The following is a 19,122-nucleotide window of genomic DNA, read 5'->3' as shown; positions in this document are numbered from 1 at the left end:
GCGATATTAGTCCTGTATTGGGCGTTTCTTAAATTATATCTGTCTCGCATTCTTCTCGTCGTAATCCATTTCGCCCACAAGGATGAAAACAGGTTGAGCCTCAGGGCTTTTAATATTCATGTCAATCAATAAGGACACGGAGGGTCTATGTTGCCATTGAAGAGTAAGCACGGCGTTGTTATTAGTAAGGTGCCCGTGATGCAGTGCGGGTTGAGCGGGCTCATGGAGCGTCATTTTCCCGACTACGAACTGACCTGCTGTCGTTCATTACAGGAATTAACCCTGCTTCAGCTTCGCCGTGCTGACGTTATTATTGCCGATATTTCAGGTGATTATCGGAACCCTCGCGGTACGCTAGAACAGTATTACGGCTTACTGAATCAGTACAGAGAAATTCACTGGATATTTTTGGTATCCCGCCCCCTCTACCCTCTGGCGGTCGAACTGCTCATGCGCCCTGAAAGCACACTGCTTTCAGATATGGAACCCACTGAAGGGGTGATAAGCGCAATTCGTGCCGGCAGCGAACGTGCCGAGCGGATAAGCCAAACCCTATTAATGCCAGAAACCCCTGACCTGGACGAAGAGAGCGAGCAGTTTGTTGCGCTTACGCACTCTGAACGCAAGGTGCTACGCCTGCTGGGTAAGGGCTGGGGAATTAACCAGATTGCAACGCTGCTTAAGAAAAGCAACAAAACGGTCAGCGCACAGAAGAACAGTGCGATGCGTCGCTTGTCTTTGCGCAGCAACGCCGATATGTACGCCTGGATTAGCAGTACTCAGGGAATGCGAGAGCTGAGCTTAATGTCGGCCTATGGAGAGTTTGAGGAATGGAAAAGACCACAGCAACAAGACATATCGCCGTCATCGAAAATTGCGTAATGAGCGCCGTTGGGCTGGAGCATCTCTTCACCCTGCCTCAGTTCAGCCAGTATCAGATGCATATGTTTAGTCGGTTCGACAGCTTTAAGGCGGCGCTCCCCCACATACCATTTTTCTCAGTGATCTACTCACTGTCAGATGAACGTGAAGAGCGTCGTAACTGCCTGGCCTGTTTACGGGATCTGACGTTTACGCACGGGAATATCCAGCGCATTGTGCTGGCCTCTGATGACGTCGAAGCGAGGCTGATTAGCCATCTTTCTCCTTCGCGGCTTCATGGCATCATCAGTAAAGCCGTGCCCCTGAGTCAGCTGCTGGAAGAGCTGGTCGCGCTGTTAAACGAAACGCATCGGGTCAATGAAAACATGCTGAACCACTGGCATGTCAGCCAGAACAGAATGTTAAGCCCAACGGAGCGGGCTATCCTGCGCTACATGTCCAACGGCTATTCTATCCCGGAAATTGCCGCGCAGCTTGAGCGCAATATTAAGACCATCCGGGCGCATAAATTCAACGCGATGGTCAAACTGGGCGTCAATTCTGACGTCGGGTTGCTGGATGCGGCAGATATTATTACGCATCTTCCTGCCCGCGAAATACGCGGTGCGGTGTTGACGTCGCCAGCCTTCCTGTAACTTATCACGCCTGCGCCAGAGCTCTTCTGGCGCTGCGATTACACGCACACATCGACCCACTTTGCTGACGTCAATTCGGCCATTCTGTCCGGTGAAATCCGAACGGCGCTGTGGATAGCACCGGCTGCAGGTAAGACTTCACTGTACTGTTTTAAGGTGATGTCGCAGTAGACCGAAAGGGGATTCTCCAGTCCGAATGGGCAGACGCCGCCGACGGGATGCCCGGTGATATTCACCACCTCATCACTGCTGAGCATGCGGGCTTTTGCGCCGAACGTCTCCTTCAGCTTTTTGTTATCCAGCCGCGCATCGCCTTTTGCGACTACCAGGATTACCTCATTTTTGACCTTCAGCGACAGGGTTTTGGCGATTTGTCCTGGCTCCACGCGGTGGGCTGCAGCGGCAAGCGCAACGGTTGCAGTACTTTGGCTAAGCTCGATCACTTCTATATCCGGTGCGTTGTCGGCAAAAAACTGCTGTACAGACTGCAAACTCATTGTTTCCTCCTGACAAATATCCTGCGTAATCTGTCATAAGAAATTATCCTCTGTAAATATCTCTTAAGTAACAAATACCCCATTGGGCCGATTTCTGGATCGCCTTCACAATCACAGAAACCGGTTACAGTAACCGGTTGCAGAGCGTGATGCGGAGATTAATACTGAGTACGTAACGTCCCCTGTATCTAATAATAAGAGCAAATTATGAAATCAATTCATCTTAGCAGTACCGCGGGTATAAAAGCCGGCAAGGTTGTGAAGCTGATGTATGGAACAACGTGTGGTGCCCCCGCGCCCGTAATGAACGTCTGACAGGAGATCCTTTATGTCTGCCAACCATGCTGCTTTTAATCTGATATTCCGTTTCGTCGAGAATTACGTCAGCCCGATAGCCGGGCGGATCTCCTCCCAGCGTCATGTTATGGCTATCCGTGACGGATTTATTTCCGCGATGCCGTTCATGATCGTTGGCTCATTTTTGCTGGTGTTCGCTTATCCACCGTTTTCGCCTGATACCACATGGGGTTTTGCCCGTGCCTGGCTGGATATGGCGAAGCAATTTGAAGGGCAAATCCTGACGCCGTTTGATATGACCATGGGCATTATGTCCATCTATATCTGTGCCGCCATCGCCTACAACCTGGGCAAGCATTACGTTAAGTCGCACCAGCTCGATCCTTTCATGTGCGCGATGCTGTCGCTGATGGCGTTTTTGCTGGTGGCCGCGCCTAAAACCAAAGGCACGCTGCCGGTTGATAGCCTGGGCGGCACCGGGATCTTCACCGCGATTCTGGTGGCGGTCTACTGCGTTGAGCTGATGCGTTTCCTGAAAACCTATAACATTGGTATTCGCCTGCCCGATCAGGTGCCACCGATGATCAAGAACTCGTTTGACCTGCTGATCCCGGTGCTGGTGGTGGTACTGACGCTCTATCCGCTGAGCCTGCTGATCCAGTCTGAGTTTGGCATGCTGATCCCGCAGGCCATCATGTCTATCTTCAAACCGCTGGTTTCTGCCGCCGACTCCCTGCCGGCGATCCTGCTGGCGGTGCTGATTGGTCATTTACTGTGGTTTGCCGGTATTCACGGCGCGGCAATTGTCTCCGGTATGCTGCAGATGTTCTGGCTGACCAACCTTGGCGCAAACCAGACTGCGCTGGCGTCCAGCCTGCCTCTGCCGCACATATTTATGGAAGCCTTCTGGACGTTCTTTATCGTTATCGGCGGCTCGGGCGCAACGATGGGGCTGGTGATTTGCTATCTGCGCAGCCGCTCGGCGCATTTACGCTCGATTGGCCGTCTGAGCGTGGTGCCAAGCTTCTTTAACATCAATGAACCGGTCATATTCGGTACGCCGATTGTGATGAACCCGGTGTTCTTTATTCCGTTCCTGCTGGCGCCGATGGTGAATGCCGTGCTGGCATGGTCGGCGATGAAGTTCGATCTCATTGGCCGCGTGATTTCTGTTGTGCCCTGGACTGCACCTGCGCCAATCGGTGCTGCATGGGCGCTGGGCTGGGATTTCCGGGCAGCCATTCTGGTGATTGTGCTGGCGTGCGTGTCGGCGATTATCTACTTCCCGTTCTTTAAGGTGTACGAGAAGCAGCTGCTGGAGCAGGAAGCCGAAGAAGCGCAGCGTAATAGTGAAGAGGAAAACCAGCAGGTCGCCTAGGTAAACGCAAAACGGCAACGCGTGGTTGCCGTTTTTGGTATTTTCAGAGGAGCAAGGCCGGGTAAGCGTTAGCGCCATCCGGCCAATCACACGCTTATTTCAGCGTACAATCCCCGCACTGCTGGACATCCGGCAGACGATAGCGCTGGCAGCAGGTACGACGAACCAGCAGCCCGTCACGCGGCACGACGGTACGGAAGAGGGGATTATCGCGACCATCCGAAAGCTGTTTGGCAAAGAAACAGGCGTGGCGAAGGGCATCAACCTGTTCGTCACCCAGCAGCGGTTTCATCTCTGTCAGATACCAGTGGATAAGATACCCGGTATTACTCCAGATCAGTTTCCCGTTGATCTCGCCCGTCTCTTCCAGCGCATCGATAACCGGGATCAGCGCCTGAGTGACCAACTTTTCCATGCGTTCCTGTGCGGACAGATGTGCTGAGTGACGGTCCTCGTGAAGATCGATCCAGAAGCAGGCCGCACGTCCCGTCTCATGAAACTCGACGTGGAAATACTCCGGGGAGAGATCCAGCATCGAATCCTGAGTCAACAGCGCCAGCATGAGTGGGGGCACCATCAGCCCGATATACCACTGCGCCCACAGGGAGAGCAGCGGCTTATTTTCCCGCGCAAGCGTAGGCTGGTTACGATAGATATGATCGGAATAGGCCGCCAGCAAAGACTGGCGTTCGGCAGGGCGTCGCCACTGCGCCAGCGTCATCGCATGATGGGGCGGAACCTCATCCAGCTTGATGAAATCCAGCAGATGCGCGCGTGTTTCAGCAATCTTATCCCGAATGGCATCCGCAAGCGTAGCGCTACCCGAGGAGAGGGGGGCTCGCCAGATGAGAGGCTCTACGGTATGTGCGGTACGAGTGGCCATAGGATTGACGTGAATCTAAATGATAATGATTGCCAATCCTAACTATTGATCATACCGATCGCAAGCCTTTTGTCCTGGATGTGCGAAGCCGCGTCAGGCCGACGGCAGCTCGTCGCTCAACAGGATGTTATTCCGGCCCATATGTTTGGCTTCATAAAGCGCTTTATCCGCCTTTTCCAGCGCGCGCTCAGCGTCTTCATTCTGATAGATAGAAATACCGATGCTGATGGTCACGTTGGTGGCGACGCTTTCATTGAACATATGTGGAATTTTAAGATCGTACACCTTCTGGCGAATATGTTCCGCCGTCTGCCGGGCATGCTCCAGCGAGATATTGCTCAGCAGAACCATAAACTCTTCGCCACCAAAGCGGGCAACGATATCGCGGGAGCGCACCGCGTCGCGGATGGCCGCAGAGACGCGCATCAGTGCTTTGTCACCCATCATATGGCCGTAATGGTCGTTGTAGGCCTTAAAGTGATCGATATCCAGCAGCAACACAAAGTGTTCACCGTTGTCTGGCGTGGGCAGGTTATCCAGACGGCTTTGCAGACCCCGGCGGTTATACAGTCCGGTGAGAGGGTCCATCATGCTGAGATCGGTCAGGGTTTCTCGTTCCTCAAGCAAACGCGAAAGCAGCGCCTGGGCGAATTTGTCGTTACGTCTTTGCAGCACATGATGAATGCCGATCGCTACCACGGGCAGCGCGAAAAAGAACATCATTCTTATCCAGCTGTCGTGATCGCTTAACCACAGGCAGACAATAAAGGCGGGCAAAGAGTGCAGCGTGAACGCTTTGATATTGCTGGCGAAGGCCAGCGATCCGATAAAAAGCACCGTTAATAACGCCATTATTAAATAGGTCGAATGATCGTGCGTAATTAACGAAAATTTAGAGGCGATCTGCCAGGCCCATAAGACGCCAAAAAGCGCAGACACCGCCGGAATATTTACCTTTAAGGTTTTGTTTACCCCGTGCCAGACGAGTAAGCCCGTGCTGATCGTTAACACGGCAAGCAGAGGGAACGATAACGCGCGTATGGAATAGAGCGGGTTTGTCACCGAGAAAAGCGCTGATGTTGCATTCAATAATAAAAACAAACGTAACGATAACTGATATTTACTATTGACTAAAGACCGCCAGGATTGTGATGTCATATTCGTGCGTTTTATTAAAATTTAATTAAAACAGATATATAGGTGTTGGTTTTAAAGAATGGATGCAAAAAACGTTATTTATAATTATCAGAAAAACTTTATAGGTAGTTAACAGGTGTGCAATTTATCACCTTACACATTTGCTGTCATTACAGGAAAGGTAAAGGGTGATCAATTATCCTGCTGCATGCTGACAAGTGATAATTACTATCATATGATATTGGTTATCATTATCGATATGAGAGGGCGTACCATGTTGAGCAGAGCGCTGGGAAGTGGTTGGGGGGTCTTGCTGCCTGGGACGATCATCAGCGGACTGATGTTTGCCGACCTTTCCATCGACGTCTGGAAAATAATCATTGTGTCGGGACTGCTGGTGACATCCGCGATGATCTGGCATAAGCAGCTACGGCATTTCGTGCTGTTGCCATCCTGCGTTGCGTTAATCGGCGCAATGCTGGTGATAATGATGAGTTTGAGATAACACGGGAAAACAGAGAGAGACTACAGAAGGGTTGTAAGATAATTGGTGCGAGGGGGGGGACTCGAACCCCCACATCCGTAAGGACACTAACACCTGAAGCTAGCGCGTCTACCAATTCCGCCACCTTCGCACAGTCATCTTACTTTTTTGATATCGCCTCGTTGGTGCGAGGGGGGGGACTCGAACCCCCACATCCTAAGGACACTAACACCTGAAGCTAGCGCGTCTACCAATTCCGCCACCTTCGCCCAGTGCGAGCAATATCAACGTGATTTATGGTGCGAGGGGGGGGACTCGAACCCCCACATCCGTAAGGACACTAACACCTGAAGCTAGCGCGTCTACCAATTCCGCCACCTTCGCATACCATCGATACTGTAAAAGTATCGTAACCACGGAGGCGCATTCTAGATGTTTTCAGCTTTACGTCAACAGAAAAGTGCGGGGGATGCCTCGATTGATGCAAAAATGGTCGACGGATGGGCCAGGTAGAGAGGGCGTAAGGCCGGAGAGCGCTTGCGCGTATCCGGCCTGGAGGATTAACGATTACTTTTTAGCCTGACGCGTCATCACGGTGCGATACACCTTGAAGCGGCCGGTCTGGGCAATCACTTCGTGGAAACCAAAGGTTTCGTCCAGCACTTTCGGGTAGGCCAGGAAGGCGTTCGCCACGATACGAAGCTCGCCACCGCTGTTAAGATGACGGACGGCACCGCGGATAAGCGCTTGCGCGGCCTCCAGGCTGGTTTCCATCCCGTCGTGGAACGGCGGATTCGAGATAATCATGTCAAAACGGCCGGTCACGTCAGAGAAGACGTTGCTGGCGATGACCTCACCTTCAAACCCGTTTGCCGCAAGCGTTGCGCGGCTGGCTTCTACCGCCGGGGCGCTCACGTCACACAGCGTTAAACGCACTTTCGGCGAGTGGCTGGCGAGCACGGTTGCCAGCACGCCTGCGCCACAGCCGACATCCAGCACTTTGCCCTTGGTGTGCGGCGTCAGGGTGGATAACAGCAGCTTACTGCCGACATCCAGATAATCGCGGCTGAACACGCCCGGCAGGGTTTTGATGGTCAGATCGTCTAACTGATATTCGTCCCAGAATTGCTCTGCATCGAAGGCAGGCTGTTTTTCAAGACGCCCGTGATACAGGCCACAGCGACGTGCGCTGTCGACTTTGTTCAATGGCGCGAACTCTTCAAGCATCTGCTCCGCGCTGCGCACGCCGCTGCGGTTCTCGCCGACCACGAAAATATCGCAGCCGACCGGCAGCAGGGAGAGCAGGTTCATCAGCTGGAACTGGGCTTCCGGCTTGTTCTTCGGCCAGTAGTAAATCAGCGTGTCGCAGTCGGCAACATCGCCTGGCTCCGCCACCAGGCTAAAACGCGCGCGCTCGCCCATCTGGCGGCTCAGCACCTGCCAGTGGTGGTAATACTGGGTGTGGGCACGGCTTTCAGCACAGTCGAAACGCGCAGGCAGGTCATCCTGCATATCTCCGGCAAACAGAATACGGCTTTGTTCGAAATCATCACTGTGACGCAGCAAGACTTCACTTGCCGGGGTAAATGCAGACATGAATTGTTCCTCAATAAACTCAGGCGGGGATTATAGTCGGTAGATGGCGTAGTTTCGACACATTTGCTATATTTGCGCGCCTGAGAGACAGGAGTTTTCGCTATGACATCCCGACGAGACTGGCAGTTGCAGCAGCTGGGTATTACCCAGTGGGCTTTGCGTCGCCCGACGGCGTTGCAGGGTGAAATCGCTATCTCCATCCCCGCGCACGTTCGCCTGGTGATGGTGGGGGAGGAGTTGCCTGCCCTGAATGAAATCCTGATTGGCGATGTCCTTCGTAGCCTGAAGCTGACGCCGGATCAGGTATTACAGCTGACACCAGAACGGGTCGCGATGCTTCCACCGGACAGCCGCTGCAATAGCTGGCGGATGGGCGACGTCGACGAAATATCCCTTGAGGGAGGCCAGATTTGCTCACCTGCGCTGGAAGAACTCAAAGCCAACCCAAAAGCGCGCAGCGCGCTATGGCAACAAATCTGTGAATATGAACACAATTTCTTCCCTCACGACGGCCGATCTGACGACGGCGTTCGCGATTGAAACCCGCGCCCATGCTTTTCCGTGGAGCGAAAAAACGTTCGCCAGCAATCAGGGCGAACGGTACCTGAATCTGCGCCTGGACGTTGATGGCACCCTCGCCGCGTTTGCCATCACGCAGGTGGTTCTCGATGAGGCCACGCTGTTTAACATTGCGGTTGACCCTGCCTATCAGCGCCGCGGGCTGGGAAGAGAACTGCTGGAGCACCTCATTCGCGAGCTTGAAACCCGCGACGTGTTCACCCTGTGGCTGGAAGTGCGTGCCTCGAACGTCGCCGCCATCGCGCTCTATGAAAGCTTAGGCTTTAACGAGGCGACAATCCGCCGTAACTACTACCCCACCGCAGAGGGACGTGAAGACGCCATTATTATGGCTCTGCCGCTTGGATAACTAAAATAAGGTTGTAACGATGAAATGGGACTGGATTTTCTTTGATGCCGACGAAACGCTGTTTACGTTTGACTCGTTCGGTGGCCTACAGCGGATGTTTATGGACTATAGCGTCACCTTCACCGCTGAAGATTTTCAGGACTATCAGGCGGTGAACAAACCGCTGTGGGTGGATTACCAGAACGGTGCCATCACGGCGTTACAGCTTCAGCATCAGCGCTTTGACGCCTGGGCCGAACGGTTAAAGGTCAGCCCTGGGCTACTCAATGAGGCTTTCCTGAATGCCATGGCGGAGATCTGCGCGCCTCTGCCGGGCGCGGTGTCCCTGCTGGATTCCCTGAAAGGCAAAGCGAAGCTCGGGATCATCACCAACGGTTTTACCGCGTTGCAGCAGATCCGCCTGGAACGCACCGGCCTGCGCGATCATTTCGACGCGCTGGTGATCTCAGAAGAGGTCGGCTACCCGAAACCCGACCCGCGTATTTTTGACTATGCGCTGGCCCAGGCCGGCAACCCTGACCGCGATCGCGTGCTGATGGTGGGGGATACCGCCGAATCGGATATCTTAGGCGGCATGAACGCCGGGATCGCTACCGTCTGGCTGAACGCGCATGGCCGCACAACCCCGGAAGGCATTACGCCAACCTGGACCGTCACGTCATTGAACGAACTGGAGCAGCTCCTGTGTAAACAATGATTGCCTGCCCCCTATTGATGGGTAAAATAGCCGCATTTCCCGTATTCCATGATGCGCGGCGTCGTGCCGCGCCTACATAAGAAGAATTGACTATGACGTTGTCTCCTTATCTGCAGGAGGTGGCCAAGCGCCGCACTTTTGCCATTATCTCTCACCCGGATGCCGGTAAAACGACCATCACCGAAAAGGTGCTGCTGTTCGGACAGGCGATCCAGACCGCCGGTACCGTTAAAGGCCGTGGTTCCAGCCAGCATGCGAAATCTGACTGGATGGAGATGGAAAAACAGCGTGGTATCTCCATTACCACCTCTGTGATGCAGTTCCCGTATCACGACTGCCTGGTGAACCTGCTGGACACCCCAGGGCACGAAGACTTCTCCGAAGATACTTACCGTACCCTGACGGCGGTGGACTGCTGCCTGATGGTTATCGATGCCGCAAAAGGGGTTGAAGATCGTACCCGTAAGCTGATGGAAGTTACGCGTCTGCGTGACACGCCGATCCTCACCTTCATGAACAAACTCGACCGCGACATCCGTGATCCGATGGAAGTAATGGATGAAGTCGAGAGCGAGCTGAAGATCGCCTGTGCGCCGATCACCTGGCCGATTGGCTGCGGCAAGCTGTTCAAGGGCGTTTACCATCTTTATAAAGATGAAACCTACCTCTATCAGACCGGTAAAGGCCACACCATTCAGGAAGTGCGCGTGGTGAAAGGCCTGGATAACCCGGAGCTGGACGCTGCCGTCGGCGAAGAGCTGGCCGCACAGCTGCGTGACGAGCTGGAACTGGTGAAAGGCGCATCCCACGAGTTTGACAAAGATCTGTTCCTCGCAGGTGAAATCACGCCGGTATTCTTCGGCACCGCGCTGGGTAACTTCGGCGTTGACCACATGCTCGACGGTCTGGTGGAGTGGGCGCCACGCCCGATGCCGCGTAAAACCGACACCCGCGAAGTGGTCGCTCAGGAAGAGAAATTCACCGGCTTCGTCTTTAAGATCCAGGCCAACATGGATCCGAAACACCGTGACCGCGTGGCCTTTATGCGCGTGGTTTCCGGTAAATACGAGAAAGGCATGAAGCTGCGCCAGGTGCGTATCGGTAAAGACGTGGTGATCTCCGATGCGCTGACCTTTATGGCGGGCGACCGTTCTCACGTTGAAGAAGCCTACCCTGGCGACATCATCGGGCTGCACAACCACGGTACGATTCAGATCGGCGACACCTTTACCCAGGGCGAGATGATGAAGTTCACCGGTATTCCGAACTTCGCCCCTGAGCTGTTCCGCCGTATTCGCCTGCGCGATCCGCTGAAGCAAAAACAGCTGCTGAAAGGCCTGGTCCAGCTTTCCGAAGAGGGCGCAGTGCAGGTGTTCCGCCCGATCGCCAACAACGATCTGATCGTGGGCGCGGTCGGCGTGCTGCAGTTCGACGTGGTTGTTGCGCGTCTGAAAAGCGAGTACAACGTCGAAGCGATTTACGAATCGGTGAACGTTGCCACGGCGCGCTGGGTTGAGTGTTCTGACGTGAAAAAATTCGAAGAATTTAAGCGTAAGAACGAGGTCCAGCTGGCGCTGGATGGTGGCGATAACCTGACCTATATCGCCCCAACCATGGTTAACCTCAACCTGACGCAGGAACGTTATCCTGACGTGCAGTTCCGTAAAACCCGCGAGCATTAATCCTCTCTCAGAGCACGGCATCCGCCGTGCTCTTCGCTTTTTCCTGCCTTATTTCTCCCGTGCGGAATGTTCTTAATTCATTGCATTTTCTCGCTATTCGCTCGTTTTTTATTCATTTCTGAAAGCGCACCTGAAATTGTGATCTATATTTAATTCAGTGTTTAGCACCGGGCGTGGATGAATTAACTGTTCAATGCATGACGATGGGTTCTCCACTTAGCCCGTGTGTTTTTACGCAAAATTTAAAACGAGTAATAAAGGACGTTTGACGCCCAAATAATGGGCAAAACACAGGAATACATCGATGAATATGACAAGACTGAAGATTTCTAAAACTCTGCTGGCTGTGACATTGGGTAGCGTCCTGGTAAGTGGTTCTGCACTGGCAGAAAACACCACCATGGATAAAGCGCAGTCCACTGCTGATACCGCAGGGGATAAAATCGATAGCTCTATGAATAAAGTCGGTAATTTCATGGACGACAGCTCGATCACAGCAAAAGTGAAAGCCGCGCTGGTGGACGATGAAGCCATCAAGAGCACCGACATCTCTGTAAAAACTGATAAGAAAGTTGTCACCCTGAGTGGCTTTGTAGAAAGCCAGGCCCAGGCCGAACAGGCTGTAAAAGTGGCGAAGGGTGTTGAAGGCGTGACCTCCGTTAGCGATAAGCTGCACGTCCGTGACAGCAAAAACGCGTCGGTAAAAGGTTATGCCGGTGACGCAGCAACCACCAGTGAAATCAAAGCTAAACTGTTAGCGGATGACATCGTGCCATCCCGTAAGGTGAAAGTTGAAACGACCGATGGCGTCGTCCAGCTCTCCGGTACGGTTGATTCACAGGCACAGAGTGACCGTGCCGAAAGCATCGCGAAAGCGATCGATGGTGTGAAAAGCGTTAAAAACGATCTGAAAACCAAGTAATCGACATAATTCGCCCTAACGGCTGAGGCCTGCGGGCGAAATAAGAACGACACTGGAAGAACGCCGGTGAGACGCCTGAGCGCTCACATATCGCGGCAGACATTAACTATGGTAAAGGAGAGGCTTATGTTTCGTTGGGGCATTATATTTCTGGTTATCGCGTTAATTGCCGCCGCATTGGGCTTTGGTGGACTGGCGGGTACAGCGGCATGGGCAGCTAAAATTGTCTTCGTCGTCGGTATCATCCTGTTTCTGGTCAGCCTGTTTACGGGTCGACGCCGTCCTTAGCAGACTGCTTACTGAGAACAACCCTGCAAAGCCAGTCCCTGTGACTGGCTTTTTCTCGTTTGAGTATCAGAGGGAATGTGCGCTACTGTGTCTGAACTGAATAATGAAAACAGGAAAGCAGAGGTGGGACAGCGAATTCCCGTTACGCTCGGTAATATTGCGCCGCTGGCGTTAAAACCGTTTCGTGCAGGCCAGCTTGCGCTGGTTTGTGAAGGAGGTGGACAGCGCGGCATTTTTACGGCCGGTGTGCTGGACGAGTTTATGCGCGCGCAATTCAACCCCTTTGACCTCTACTTTGGCACCTCGGCCGGGGCGCAGAACCTTTCTGCGTATGTCTGTAACCAGCCGGGCTATGCGCGCAAAGTGATCATGCGCTACACCACCTCGAAAGAATTTTTCAACCCGGTGCGCTTCGTGCGCGGCGGAAACCTGATCGATCTCGACTGGCTGCTGGAGTCTACCGCCAGCCAGATGCCGCTGGCGATGGATAACGCCGCGCGCCTGTTTGATAGCGGAAAAGCATTCTGGATGTGTGCCAGCCGCGGCGATGACTACTCCCCGGGGTACTTCTCCCCGCAGAAAGAGAACTGGCTGGACATCATTCGCGCCTCGAGCGCCATTCCCGGCTTCTACCGCACCGGTGCGCTGCTGGACGGCGTGAACTACCTTGACGGCGGCATCAGCGATGCGGTGCCGGTTCAGGAGGCCGCGCGGCGTGGCGCGAAAACCATCGTGGTGATCCGCACGGTTCCCTCACAAATGTATTACACCCCGCAGTGGTTTAAGCGCATGGAGCGCTGGCTGGGCGACAGTAGCCTGCAGCCGCTGGTGAATATCGCGAAGCTTCATGAATCAACCTATGGTGCCATGCAGCGTTTTATCGAAAAGCCGCCGGGCAAGCTGCGGATCTTTGAAATTTATCCCCCCCGGCCGCTGGTGAGCATGGCGCTGGGCAGCCGCCTGCCGGCCCTGCGCATGGATTACAAAACCGGGCGGCTGTGCGGGCGCTATTTCCTGGCGACGGTCGGGAAAATGCTGATGGAGCAACCCCCGATTCTGCGGCATAAGCCGATTATTACCCCGCCTGCCGTTGTCGCCAATGATGCGCTGGTGACGCCGCAGGTCGATGCGCCGCAGGCCAATGACGCCCTGTTAGATAACGAGGATCTGGCGTGACGCACCGCTTTATCGACACCCACTGTCACTTTGATTTTCCGCCGTTTACCGGCGACGAGACGCACAGTATTGCCCGCGCGGCTCAGGCTGGCGTCGGGGCGATTATCGTGCCGGCGATCGAAGCGGCTTATTTTGACCGGGTGCTTGAACTTGCCCGGCAACATGACGCGCTGTATGCCGCGCTGGGCCTGCATCCTATCGTCATCGAGCATCATCTTGATGAGCACATTGACCAGCTCGATACCGTTTTGGGCAGGGGAAATGACCGGCTGGTGGCCATTGGCGAGATCGGCCTCGATCTCTATCGCGAAGATCCGCACTTTGCGCGCCAGCAAGCGATCCTCGACGCGCAGCTTCGGCTCGCGAAGCGCCACGATCTGCCGGTGATCCTCCACTCGCGACGCACCCACGATAAGCTGGCGATGCACCTGAAACGCATGGATCTTCCGCGCACCGGGGTGGTTCATGGATTTTCCGGCAGCCTGCAGCAGGCGCAGCGTTTTATCGCGCTGGGCTACAAAATCGGCGTTGGCGGGACCATTACCTATCCGCGCGCCAGCAAAACCCGTGACGTTATGGCCCGGTTGCCGCTCGACTCGCTGCTGCTGGAAACGGATGCGCCCGATATGCCGCTCAATGGATTTCAGGGGCAGCCTAACCGCCCGGAGCAGGCGGCGCGCGTTTTCGCTACGCTCTGTGAACTGCGCGATGAGCCTGAAGAGGTTATCGCTCAGGCGTTGCTCGATAATACCCGCGCCGTTTTTGGCATCACGCTATAGATAGCGCGCCGGGCGGATAACGGTAATCTGCCGTTTTTCCAGGGCCACGGCCAGCGGCTCGACGTCCTCCGGCGTGGCGCTGCGCCATGACGCCGCCTCTCCATACACGCCGTGCGCATGAAACGCGTTGATGCGTACCGGAATATTCCCCAGCTGGCGAATAAATGCCGACAGCGGGGTGAGATGCGCCAGATAATCACAGCGATCCGGGATCAACAGCAGCCGCAGTTCGGCCAGACGGTGATGATCCGCCAGCCAGCGAATGCTCTGTTTGATCTGCGGATTGTCGCGCCCGGTCAAAAAGCGGTGATGCTCGTTGCCCCAGGCTTTTAAATCCACCATAGCGCCATCGAAAACCGGCAGCAGCTTTTGCCAGCCGGTTTCGCTTAGCAGGCCGTTGCTGTCCACCAGGCAGGTTAAGTGGCGCAGCGCGGGATCGGCCTTGATCGCTGAGAACAGAGCGATCAAAAACGGCAGTTGGGTTGTCGCTTCACCCCCGCTCACGGTGATCCCCTCAATAAACGGTGCGGCTTTGCGGATCTGCGCGAGGATCTCCTCCACGCTGTAGCGCTGCGCCATCGGTGTGGCCTGCTGCTGGCACAGGTGCAGGCAGGTATCGCACTGCTGACAGTGGCTTTCCTGCCACCAGACGCGGCCCGCCTGAATATTCAGCGCATCGTGCGGACAGTGGGGAACGCAGTCGCCGCAGTCGTTGCAGCGCCCGATAGTCCACGGGTTGTGGCAGGTTTTGCAGCGCAGGTTACAGCCCTGCAGGAACAGTGCCAGGCGGCTGCCCGGCCCGTCCACGCAGGAGAAGGGGATAATCTGACTAACTAAAGCGCATCTGCTGTTCATGGCTAATTACGCGTGGCTGACGTTCAAGGATTCGGGTGTTGCGCGCGGCCTCCTCACCCAGCCACGTGGTGTTGCTGCGCGATCCGGCTTCGCGGTACTTCTCCAGATCAGACAGCCGCACCATATAGCCGGTGACGCGCACCAGATCGTTTCCCGCCACGTTAGCGGTGAACTCACGCATACCGGCCCTGAATGCCCCGAGACAAAGTTGCACCACCGCCTGTGGATTGGCTTTTACGGTCTCGTCCAGGGTGAGGATGTCGCTGATACCGGAGTGGTAATAACGGTGGTGCGGGGCGACGGCCAGCAGATGGCCGATCGGATCGGGCTCGTCGCCGTAAGGCAGACGTGCCCCCGGCGTAGTGCCCGTATCGGAGCTGATCCCCGACTGCGCGTGGAGCATCGCCCGCTGCTTCCAGCCGTGCTTCACCGGCGTGTTTTCAACGAACGTCGCCAGCTGTTCGCTGATGCGATACCCCAGCGCGTTGGCCTCATCGTCCTTACCGTAGCGACCTGTCATCCCTTCTTTCTCGCAGAGCGCGTTAACGGCTTCTGCCAGGCCGTACATGCCAAACATCGGCACAAAACGCCCGGCATCAATCAGCCCCTCCTGGACGAGGAAGCTATTCTCAAAGAAGCCGGACTGTTCATACAGGAAATCGCAGCGTGCATCGATGATGGCAATCTGCTGCTGGCAGTAGTGCGGCAGCTGGCGGGTGAAGAAATCGTCCAGCGAGGCGCTACGTTCGGCAATGGCTTTCAGATTGAGGCGCACCAGCGTGCTGCCGCCGCCCGCCAGCGGCAGAGAGTTGTAACAGCTCACCACGCCATAGCGGCCTTTTGTGAAAATTTTATCATTCAGCGGGCCATTGGAAATATGCGGCTTACTGCATTCACAGATATTTTTCGCCACGCTCAGCAGCAGATCGTCAGGGGTGACGTCGGGGTCGTAGATAAAGGTCAGGTTTGGTGCAACCTGCTTCAACTCCGCATCGGCACGCAGAATGGCGCGGGTGATGGGGCTATCTGCCGGGCCAATGTTTGCATGCATAAAGGCATCGGGCAGGGTTCTGTCGAGGTAGCGCCAGAAACGTTTTATTCGGCTATCGATTTCATCCTGTGTTAGAATTTTAACATAGGGATCGAGTAGGGCATCAAGCTGGCCCAGATAGACCGGCATCGATGTCACGGACGGAACATGGTGATAGAGAATGGTAAGCAGCGAGAGGGCATCATCCAGATCGTTTGCCCCTTCCAGCTCCAGCCAGTCTGAACCGTTCGCCAGGAATTTTGCGTAGTCCGGCAGCACGTAGCGCGGTTTGTAAGGGGCGTGTCCCTCGAACATATCGCAGATAACGCCTTCGTCCAGCGCGGCGCGGGCCGCCGAAGGAAGCGCCGGGTAGGGCAGATTGTTCTCCGCTTCCAGCGCCAGAAAATGCCGTTTTTGCTCCGGTGTTAACGTCGGGCTGGTCACAATGTGCTGGCAACGCTGTTGCAGGGCGTCGGGGCGAGAGGAGGACATAGGCGCTTCCTTGAGTCATCGGTGAATGATGACGAAATTGTAGAAAGGCGTCCCGCCGGGGCTTTTGATCCCACAGGGGTGATCGCTGATTTAACCCGCGGTTGGCCTGCTAAAATTTGATGTTGATCTCATTACAGTAATGCAAATTTGTACGCAGTTTTCATTAACTGTGATGAATGTCGAAGTGTGAATGCGGGTGAATGTTAGAATACTCACAGACCCGCAAGGTAAAATTGATACGGCGATGCCGTTGGAGAATGTTATGACCGATTTAACTGCAAGCAGCCTGCGCGCGTTGAAACTGATGGACCTGACCACCCTGAACGATGACGACACCAATGAAAAAGTCATCGCCCTGTGCCATCAGGCGAAAACGCCCGTCGGTAACACCGCTGCCATCTGTATCTACCCGCGCTTTATCCCGATTGCCCGCAAAACGCTGAAAGAGCAGGGCACGCCGGACGTGCGTATTGCAACCGTGACTAACTTCCCGCACGGCAACGACGATATCGAGATTGCGCTGGCAGAAACCCGCGCGGCGATTGCTTACGGTGCGGATGAAGTGGACGTGGTCTTCCCGTATCGCGCGCTGATTGCCGGCAACGAGCAGGTGGGTTTTGACCTGGTGAAAGCCTGTAAAGACGCCTGTGCCGCGGCAAATGTGTTGCTTAAAGTGATCATCGAAACCGGCGAACTGAAAGAAGAAACCCTGATCCGCAAAGCGTCTGAAATCGCGATCAACGCGGGTGCGGATTTCATCAAAACCTCTACCGGTAAAGTGCCGGTAAACGCCACGCCGGAAAGCGCGCGCATCATGATGGAAGTCATTCGTGATATGGGCGTCTCCAAAACCGTGGGCTTTAAACCGGCCGGCGGCGTGCGTACCGCGGAAGACGCGCAGCAGTTTCTGGCGATTGCCGACGAACTGTTTGGCGCAGAGTGGGCGGATTCCCGTCACTACCGTTTCGGCGCATCCAGCCTGCTGGCAAGCCTGCTGAAAGCGCTGGGTCACGGCGACGGTAAGAGCGCAAGCAGCTACTGATTGCCCGCTAATGCCGGATGACGCTTCGCTTATCCGGCCTACAGGATCGTAGGGCGGGTCAGCGTAGCGCCACCCGCCACAACTCCCCCGATTCCGCATGGAGGTTACCGTGTTTCTCGCACAAGAAATTATTCGTAAAAAACGTGATGGTCATGCATTAAGCGACGAAGAGATCCGCTTTTTCATCAATGGCATTCGTGATAACACCGTCTCAGAAGGGCAGATTGCTGCGCTGGCGATGACCATCTTCTTCCACGATATGTCGATGCCTGAGCGCGTGTCGCTGACCATGGCGATGCGAGATTCAGGAACCGTCCTTGACTGGAAAAGCCTTAACCTTAACGGCCCGATCGTCGATAAACACTCCACCGGCGGCGTGGGTGACGTTACCTCGCTGATGCTTGGCCCGATGGTGGCGGCCTGCGGCGGTTACATCCCGATGATCTCCGGGCGCGGCCTGGGCCATACCGGCGGCACGCTCGACAAACTGGAAGCCATTCCGGGCTTCGATATCTTCCCGGATGACGCCCGCTTCCGCGACATTATTAAAGACGTTGGTGTGGCGATTATCGGCCAGACCAGCTCCCTGGCACCGGCAGACAAGCGTTTCTACGCGACCCGCGACATCACCGCTACCGTGGACTCCATTCCGTTGATCACCGCCTCTATTCTGGCGAAAAAGCTGGCGGAAGGGCTGGATGCGCTGGTGATGGACGTGAAGGTGGGCAGCGGCGCGTTTATGCCGACCTATGAACTTTCTGAAGCGCTTGCTGAAGCGATCGTTGGCGTCTCCAACGGCGCAGGCGTGCGCACCACCGCACTGCTGACCGACATGAACCAGGTGCTGGCTTCCAGCGCCGGTAACGCAGTAGAAGTGCGTGAAGCCGTACAGTTCCTGACAGGTGAATATCGCAACCCGCGTCTGCTCGACGTGACCATGGCGCTGTGCGTTGAGATGCTGATCTCAGGCAAGCTTGCCAAAGACGATGCAGAGGCGCGAGCGAAGCTGCAGGCGGTGCTGGACAACGGCAAAGCGGCGGAGATCTTTGGCCGCATGGTTGCCGCGCAAAAAGGCCCGACCGACTTCGTGGAAAACTACGCGAAATACCTGCCTACCGCGACCTTAACCAAAGCGGTGTATGCCGATACCGAAGGGTTTGTTTCGGCGATGGACACCCGCGCGCTTGGCATGGCGGTGGTGTCGATGGGCGGCGGACGTCGCCAGGCATCGGACACCATTGATTACAGCGTCGGTTTCACCGACATGGCCCGCCTGGGCGACAGCGTGGACGGACAGCGTCCGCTGGCGGTGATCCACGCGAAAGACGAAGCCAGCTGGCAGGATGCGGCGAAGGCGGTGAAAGCGGCAATTAAGCTTGACGATAAAGCACCGGAAAGCACACCGACGGTCTATCGTCGTATCACCGAATAGCGGTATACTG

At 55.2% G+C, this 19,122-nt stretch carries 20 protein-coding genes and 3 tRNA genes; 14 read left to right on the top strand and 9 right to left on the bottom strand.

From position 1 onward, the window contains the following. Positions 1-147 precede the first annotated feature (147 nt). Positions 148-882, top strand: a complete 735-nt coding sequence (locus I6L58_RS09400) for a helix-turn-helix transcriptional regulator (RefSeq protein ID WP_088208815.1) — start codon at positions 148-150, stop codon at positions 880-882. Beyond that, positions 882-1,517, top strand: a complete 636-nt coding sequence (bglJ, locus tag I6L58_RS09395) for a DNA-binding transcriptional activator BglJ (RefSeq protein ID WP_006174082.1) — start codon at positions 882-884, stop codon at positions 1,515-1,517. The genes I6L58_RS09400 and bglJ overlap by 1 nt, the downstream gene beginning before the upstream one ends. A 38-nt stretch (positions 1,518-1,555) precedes the next feature. On the opposite strand, the gene I6L58_RS09390 is transcribed toward bglJ, so the two are convergent. Beyond that, positions 1,556-2,014, bottom strand: a complete 459-nt coding sequence (locus I6L58_RS09390; protein WP_006174080.1) for a YbaK/EbsC family protein — start codon at positions 2,012-2,014, stop codon at positions 1,556-1,558. A gap of 328 nt (positions 2,015-2,342) precedes the next feature. Here I6L58_RS09390 and I6L58_RS09385 point away from each other — a divergent pair, with 328 nt between their 5' ends. Continuing rightward, positions 2,343-3,689, top strand: a complete 1,347-nt coding sequence (locus I6L58_RS09385) for a PTS cellobiose transporter subunit IIC (protein ID WP_006174078.1) — start codon at positions 2,343-2,345, stop codon at positions 3,687-3,689. Positions 3,690-3,783: 94 nt separating this feature from the next. Here I6L58_RS09385 and fhuF read toward each other — a convergent pair whose 3' ends face one another. Next, on the bottom strand, positions 3,784-4,572 hold the full coding sequence (gene fhuF / locus I6L58_RS09380) for a siderophore-iron reductase FhuF (protein WP_006174076.1): 789 nt from the start codon (positions 4,570-4,572) through the stop codon (positions 3,784-3,786). A 93-nt stretch (positions 4,573-4,665) separates the two neighbouring features. Beyond that, entirely contained in the window at positions 4,666-5,730 is a 1,065-nt protein-coding gene (locus tag I6L58_RS09375; protein ID WP_042319329.1) for a GGDEF domain-containing protein, read from the bottom strand. Positions 5,731-5,944: 214 nt separating this feature from the next. Here I6L58_RS09375 and I6L58_RS09370 point away from each other — a divergent pair, with 214 nt between their 5' ends. Beyond that, entirely contained in the window at positions 5,945-6,214 is a 270-nt protein-coding gene (locus tag I6L58_RS09370; protein ID WP_088208911.1) for a DUF1435 domain-containing protein, read from the top strand. A gap of 43 nt (positions 6,215-6,257) precedes the next feature. Here I6L58_RS09370 and I6L58_RS09365 read toward each other — a convergent pair. From I6L58_RS09365 to rsmC, 4 genes are all read right to left on the bottom strand, one after another. Beyond that, a tRNA-Leu gene (locus tag I6L58_RS09365) sits at positions 6,258-6,344 on the bottom strand. A 32-nt stretch (positions 6,345-6,376) separates the two neighbouring features. Continuing rightward, positions 6,377-6,462, bottom strand: a tRNA-Leu gene (locus I6L58_RS09360). 28 nt (positions 6,463-6,490) lie between these two features. Then, positions 6,491-6,577 (bottom strand) — tRNA-Leu (locus tag I6L58_RS09355). A 183-nt stretch (positions 6,578-6,760) separates the two neighbouring features. Next, complete coding sequence (rsmC, locus tag I6L58_RS09350; protein ID WP_006174071.1) at positions 6,761-7,789, bottom strand: 16S rRNA (guanine(1207)-N(2))-methyltransferase RsmC; 1,029 nt, start codon at positions 7,787-7,789, stop codon at positions 6,761-6,763. Between the two features lie 102 nt (positions 7,790-7,891). Here rsmC and I6L58_RS09345 point away from each other — a divergent pair, with 102 nt between their 5' ends. The 8 genes from I6L58_RS09345 (at position 7,892) to I6L58_RS09310 (ending at position 14,261) form a co-directional block, all read left to right on the top strand. After that, on the top strand, positions 7,892-8,329 hold the full coding sequence (locus I6L58_RS09345) for a DNA polymerase III subunit psi (protein ID WP_006174069.1): 438 nt from the start codon (positions 7,892-7,894) through the stop codon (positions 8,327-8,329). Then, the gene (gene rimI, locus I6L58_RS09340) at positions 8,274-8,717 is read left to right on the top strand and encodes a ribosomal protein S18-alanine N-acetyltransferase (protein ID WP_006174067.1); all 444 of its coding nucleotides are present in this window, start codon (positions 8,274-8,276) and stop codon (positions 8,715-8,717) included. The genes I6L58_RS09345 and rimI overlap by 56 nt, the downstream gene beginning before the upstream one ends. Before the next feature lie 19 nt (positions 8,718-8,736). Next, positions 8,737-9,414, top strand: a complete 678-nt coding sequence (gene yjjG / locus I6L58_RS09335; RefSeq protein WP_006174066.1) for a pyrimidine 5'-nucleotidase — start codon at positions 8,737-8,739, stop codon at positions 9,412-9,414. Positions 9,415-9,506: 92 nt separating this feature from the next. Beyond that, complete coding sequence (prfC, locus tag I6L58_RS09330; RefSeq protein WP_006174064.1) at positions 9,507-11,096, top strand: peptide chain release factor 3; 1,590 nt, start codon at positions 9,507-9,509, stop codon at positions 11,094-11,096. A 304-nt stretch (positions 11,097-11,400) separates the two neighbouring features. Continuing rightward, complete coding sequence (gene osmY, locus I6L58_RS09325; protein WP_006174062.1) at positions 11,401-12,018, top strand: molecular chaperone OsmY; 618 nt, start codon at positions 11,401-11,403, stop codon at positions 12,016-12,018. 126 nt (positions 12,019-12,144) lie between these two features. Next, positions 12,145-12,306, top strand: a complete 162-nt coding sequence (locus I6L58_RS09320) for a DUF1328 domain-containing protein (protein WP_003856556.1) — start codon at positions 12,145-12,147, stop codon at positions 12,304-12,306. Positions 12,307-12,429: 123 nt separating this feature from the next. Further along, positions 12,430-13,482, top strand: coding sequence for a patatin-like phospholipase family protein (locus I6L58_RS09315; protein WP_088208816.1), 1,053 nt, complete (start codon positions 12,430-12,432; stop codon positions 13,480-13,482). Then, positions 13,479-14,261 (top strand): metal-dependent hydrolase, encoded by a 783-nt coding sequence (locus I6L58_RS09310; RefSeq protein WP_006174058.1) that lies wholly within the window; start codon positions 13,479-13,481, stop codon positions 14,259-14,261. Before I6L58_RS09315 ends, I6L58_RS09310 begins: the two co-directional genes overlap by 4 nt. Here I6L58_RS09310 and I6L58_RS09305 read toward each other — a convergent pair. Beyond that, positions 14,256-15,116 (bottom strand): YjjW family glycine radical enzyme activase, encoded by an 861-nt coding sequence (locus tag I6L58_RS09305; RefSeq protein ID WP_042319321.1) that lies wholly within the window; start codon positions 15,114-15,116, stop codon positions 14,256-14,258. The genes I6L58_RS09310 and I6L58_RS09305 overlap by 6 nt on opposite strands. Continuing rightward, positions 15,091-16,638 carry a YjjI family glycine radical enzyme gene (locus tag I6L58_RS09300; protein ID WP_088208817.1) on the bottom strand — a complete coding sequence of 516 codons (1,548 nt, stop codon included), beginning with the start codon at positions 16,636-16,638 and terminating at the stop codon, positions 15,091-15,093. Before I6L58_RS09300 ends, I6L58_RS09305 begins: the two co-directional genes overlap by 26 nt. Positions 16,639-16,900: 262 nt before the next feature. Here I6L58_RS09300 and deoC point away from each other — a divergent pair, with 262 nt between their 5' ends. Beyond that, positions 16,901-17,680 (top strand): deoxyribose-phosphate aldolase, encoded by a 780-nt coding sequence (deoC, locus tag I6L58_RS09295; protein ID WP_199559827.1) that lies wholly within the window; start codon positions 16,901-16,903, stop codon positions 17,678-17,680. Positions 17,681-17,789: 109 nt separating this feature from the next. Continuing rightward, positions 17,790-19,112 carry a thymidine phosphorylase gene (gene deoA / locus I6L58_RS09290; RefSeq protein ID WP_042319315.1) on the top strand — a complete coding sequence of 441 codons (1,323 nt, stop codon included), beginning with the start codon at positions 17,790-17,792 and terminating at the stop codon, positions 19,110-19,112. Positions 19,113-19,122: the final 10 nt, after the last annotated feature.

The sequence above is a fragment of the Enterobacter cancerogenus genome (assembly GCF_019047785.1).
In the GTDB taxonomy this organism is placed as follows: domain Bacteria; phylum Pseudomonadota; class Gammaproteobacteria; order Enterobacterales; family Enterobacteriaceae; genus Enterobacter; species Enterobacter cancerogenus.
Note: the sequence above shows the minus strand (reverse complement) of the source record. Positions and strands in the feature narration are given on the sequence as shown.

What these genes read in the sequence shown, in the direction of transcription:
- I6L58_RS09400 (WP_088208815.1), top strand. Translation starts at nt 148, where the DNA reads ATGTTGCCATTGAAGAGTAAGCACGGCGTTGTTATTAGTAAGGTGCCC.
- bglJ (WP_006174082.1), top strand. Translation starts at nt 882, where the DNA reads ATGAGCGCCGTTGGGCTGGAGCATCTCTTCACCCTGCCTCAGTTCAGC.
- I6L58_RS09390 (WP_006174080.1), bottom strand. Translation starts at nt 2,014, where the DNA reads ATGAGTTTGCAGTCTGTACAGCAGTTTTTTGCCGACAACGCACCGGAT.
- I6L58_RS09385 (WP_006174078.1), top strand. Translation starts at nt 2,343, where the DNA reads ATGTCTGCCAACCATGCTGCTTTTAATCTGATATTCCGTTTCGTCGAG.
- fhuF (WP_006174076.1), bottom strand. Translation starts at nt 4,572, where the DNA reads ATGGCCACTCGTACCGCACATACCGTAGAGCCTCTCATCTGGCGAGCC.
- I6L58_RS09375 (WP_042319329.1), bottom strand. Translation starts at nt 5,730, where the DNA reads ATGACATCACAATCCTGGCGGTCTTTAGTCAATAGTAAATATCAGTTA.
- I6L58_RS09370 (WP_088208911.1), top strand. Translation starts at nt 5,945, where the DNA reads ATGATATTGGTTATCATTATCGATATGAGAGGGCGTACCATGTTGAGC.
- rsmC (WP_006174071.1), bottom strand. Translation starts at nt 7,789, where the DNA reads ATGTCTGCATTTACCCCGGCAAGTGAAGTCTTGCTGCGTCACAGTGAT.
- I6L58_RS09345 (WP_006174069.1), top strand. Translation starts at nt 7,892, where the DNA reads ATGACATCCCGACGAGACTGGCAGTTGCAGCAGCTGGGTATTACCCAG.
- rimI (WP_006174067.1), top strand. Translation starts at nt 8,274, where the DNA reads ATGAACACAATTTCTTCCCTCACGACGGCCGATCTGACGACGGCGTTC.
- yjjG (WP_006174066.1), top strand. Translation starts at nt 8,737, where the DNA reads ATGAAATGGGACTGGATTTTCTTTGATGCCGACGAAACGCTGTTTACG.
- prfC (WP_006174064.1), top strand. Translation starts at nt 9,507, where the DNA reads ATGACGTTGTCTCCTTATCTGCAGGAGGTGGCCAAGCGCCGCACTTTT.
- osmY (WP_006174062.1), top strand. Translation starts at nt 11,401, where the DNA reads ATGAATATGACAAGACTGAAGATTTCTAAAACTCTGCTGGCTGTGACA.
- I6L58_RS09320 (WP_003856556.1), top strand. Translation starts at nt 12,145, where the DNA reads ATGTTTCGTTGGGGCATTATATTTCTGGTTATCGCGTTAATTGCCGCC.
- I6L58_RS09305 (WP_042319321.1), bottom strand. Translation starts at nt 15,116, where the DNA reads ATGAACAGCAGATGCGCTTTAGTTAGTCAGATTATCCCCTTCTCCTGC.
- I6L58_RS09300 (WP_088208817.1), bottom strand. Translation starts at nt 16,638, where the DNA reads ATGTCCTCCTCTCGCCCCGACGCCCTGCAACAGCGTTGCCAGCACATT.
- deoC (WP_199559827.1), top strand. Translation starts at nt 16,901, where the DNA reads ATGACCGATTTAACTGCAAGCAGCCTGCGCGCGTTGAAACTGATGGAC.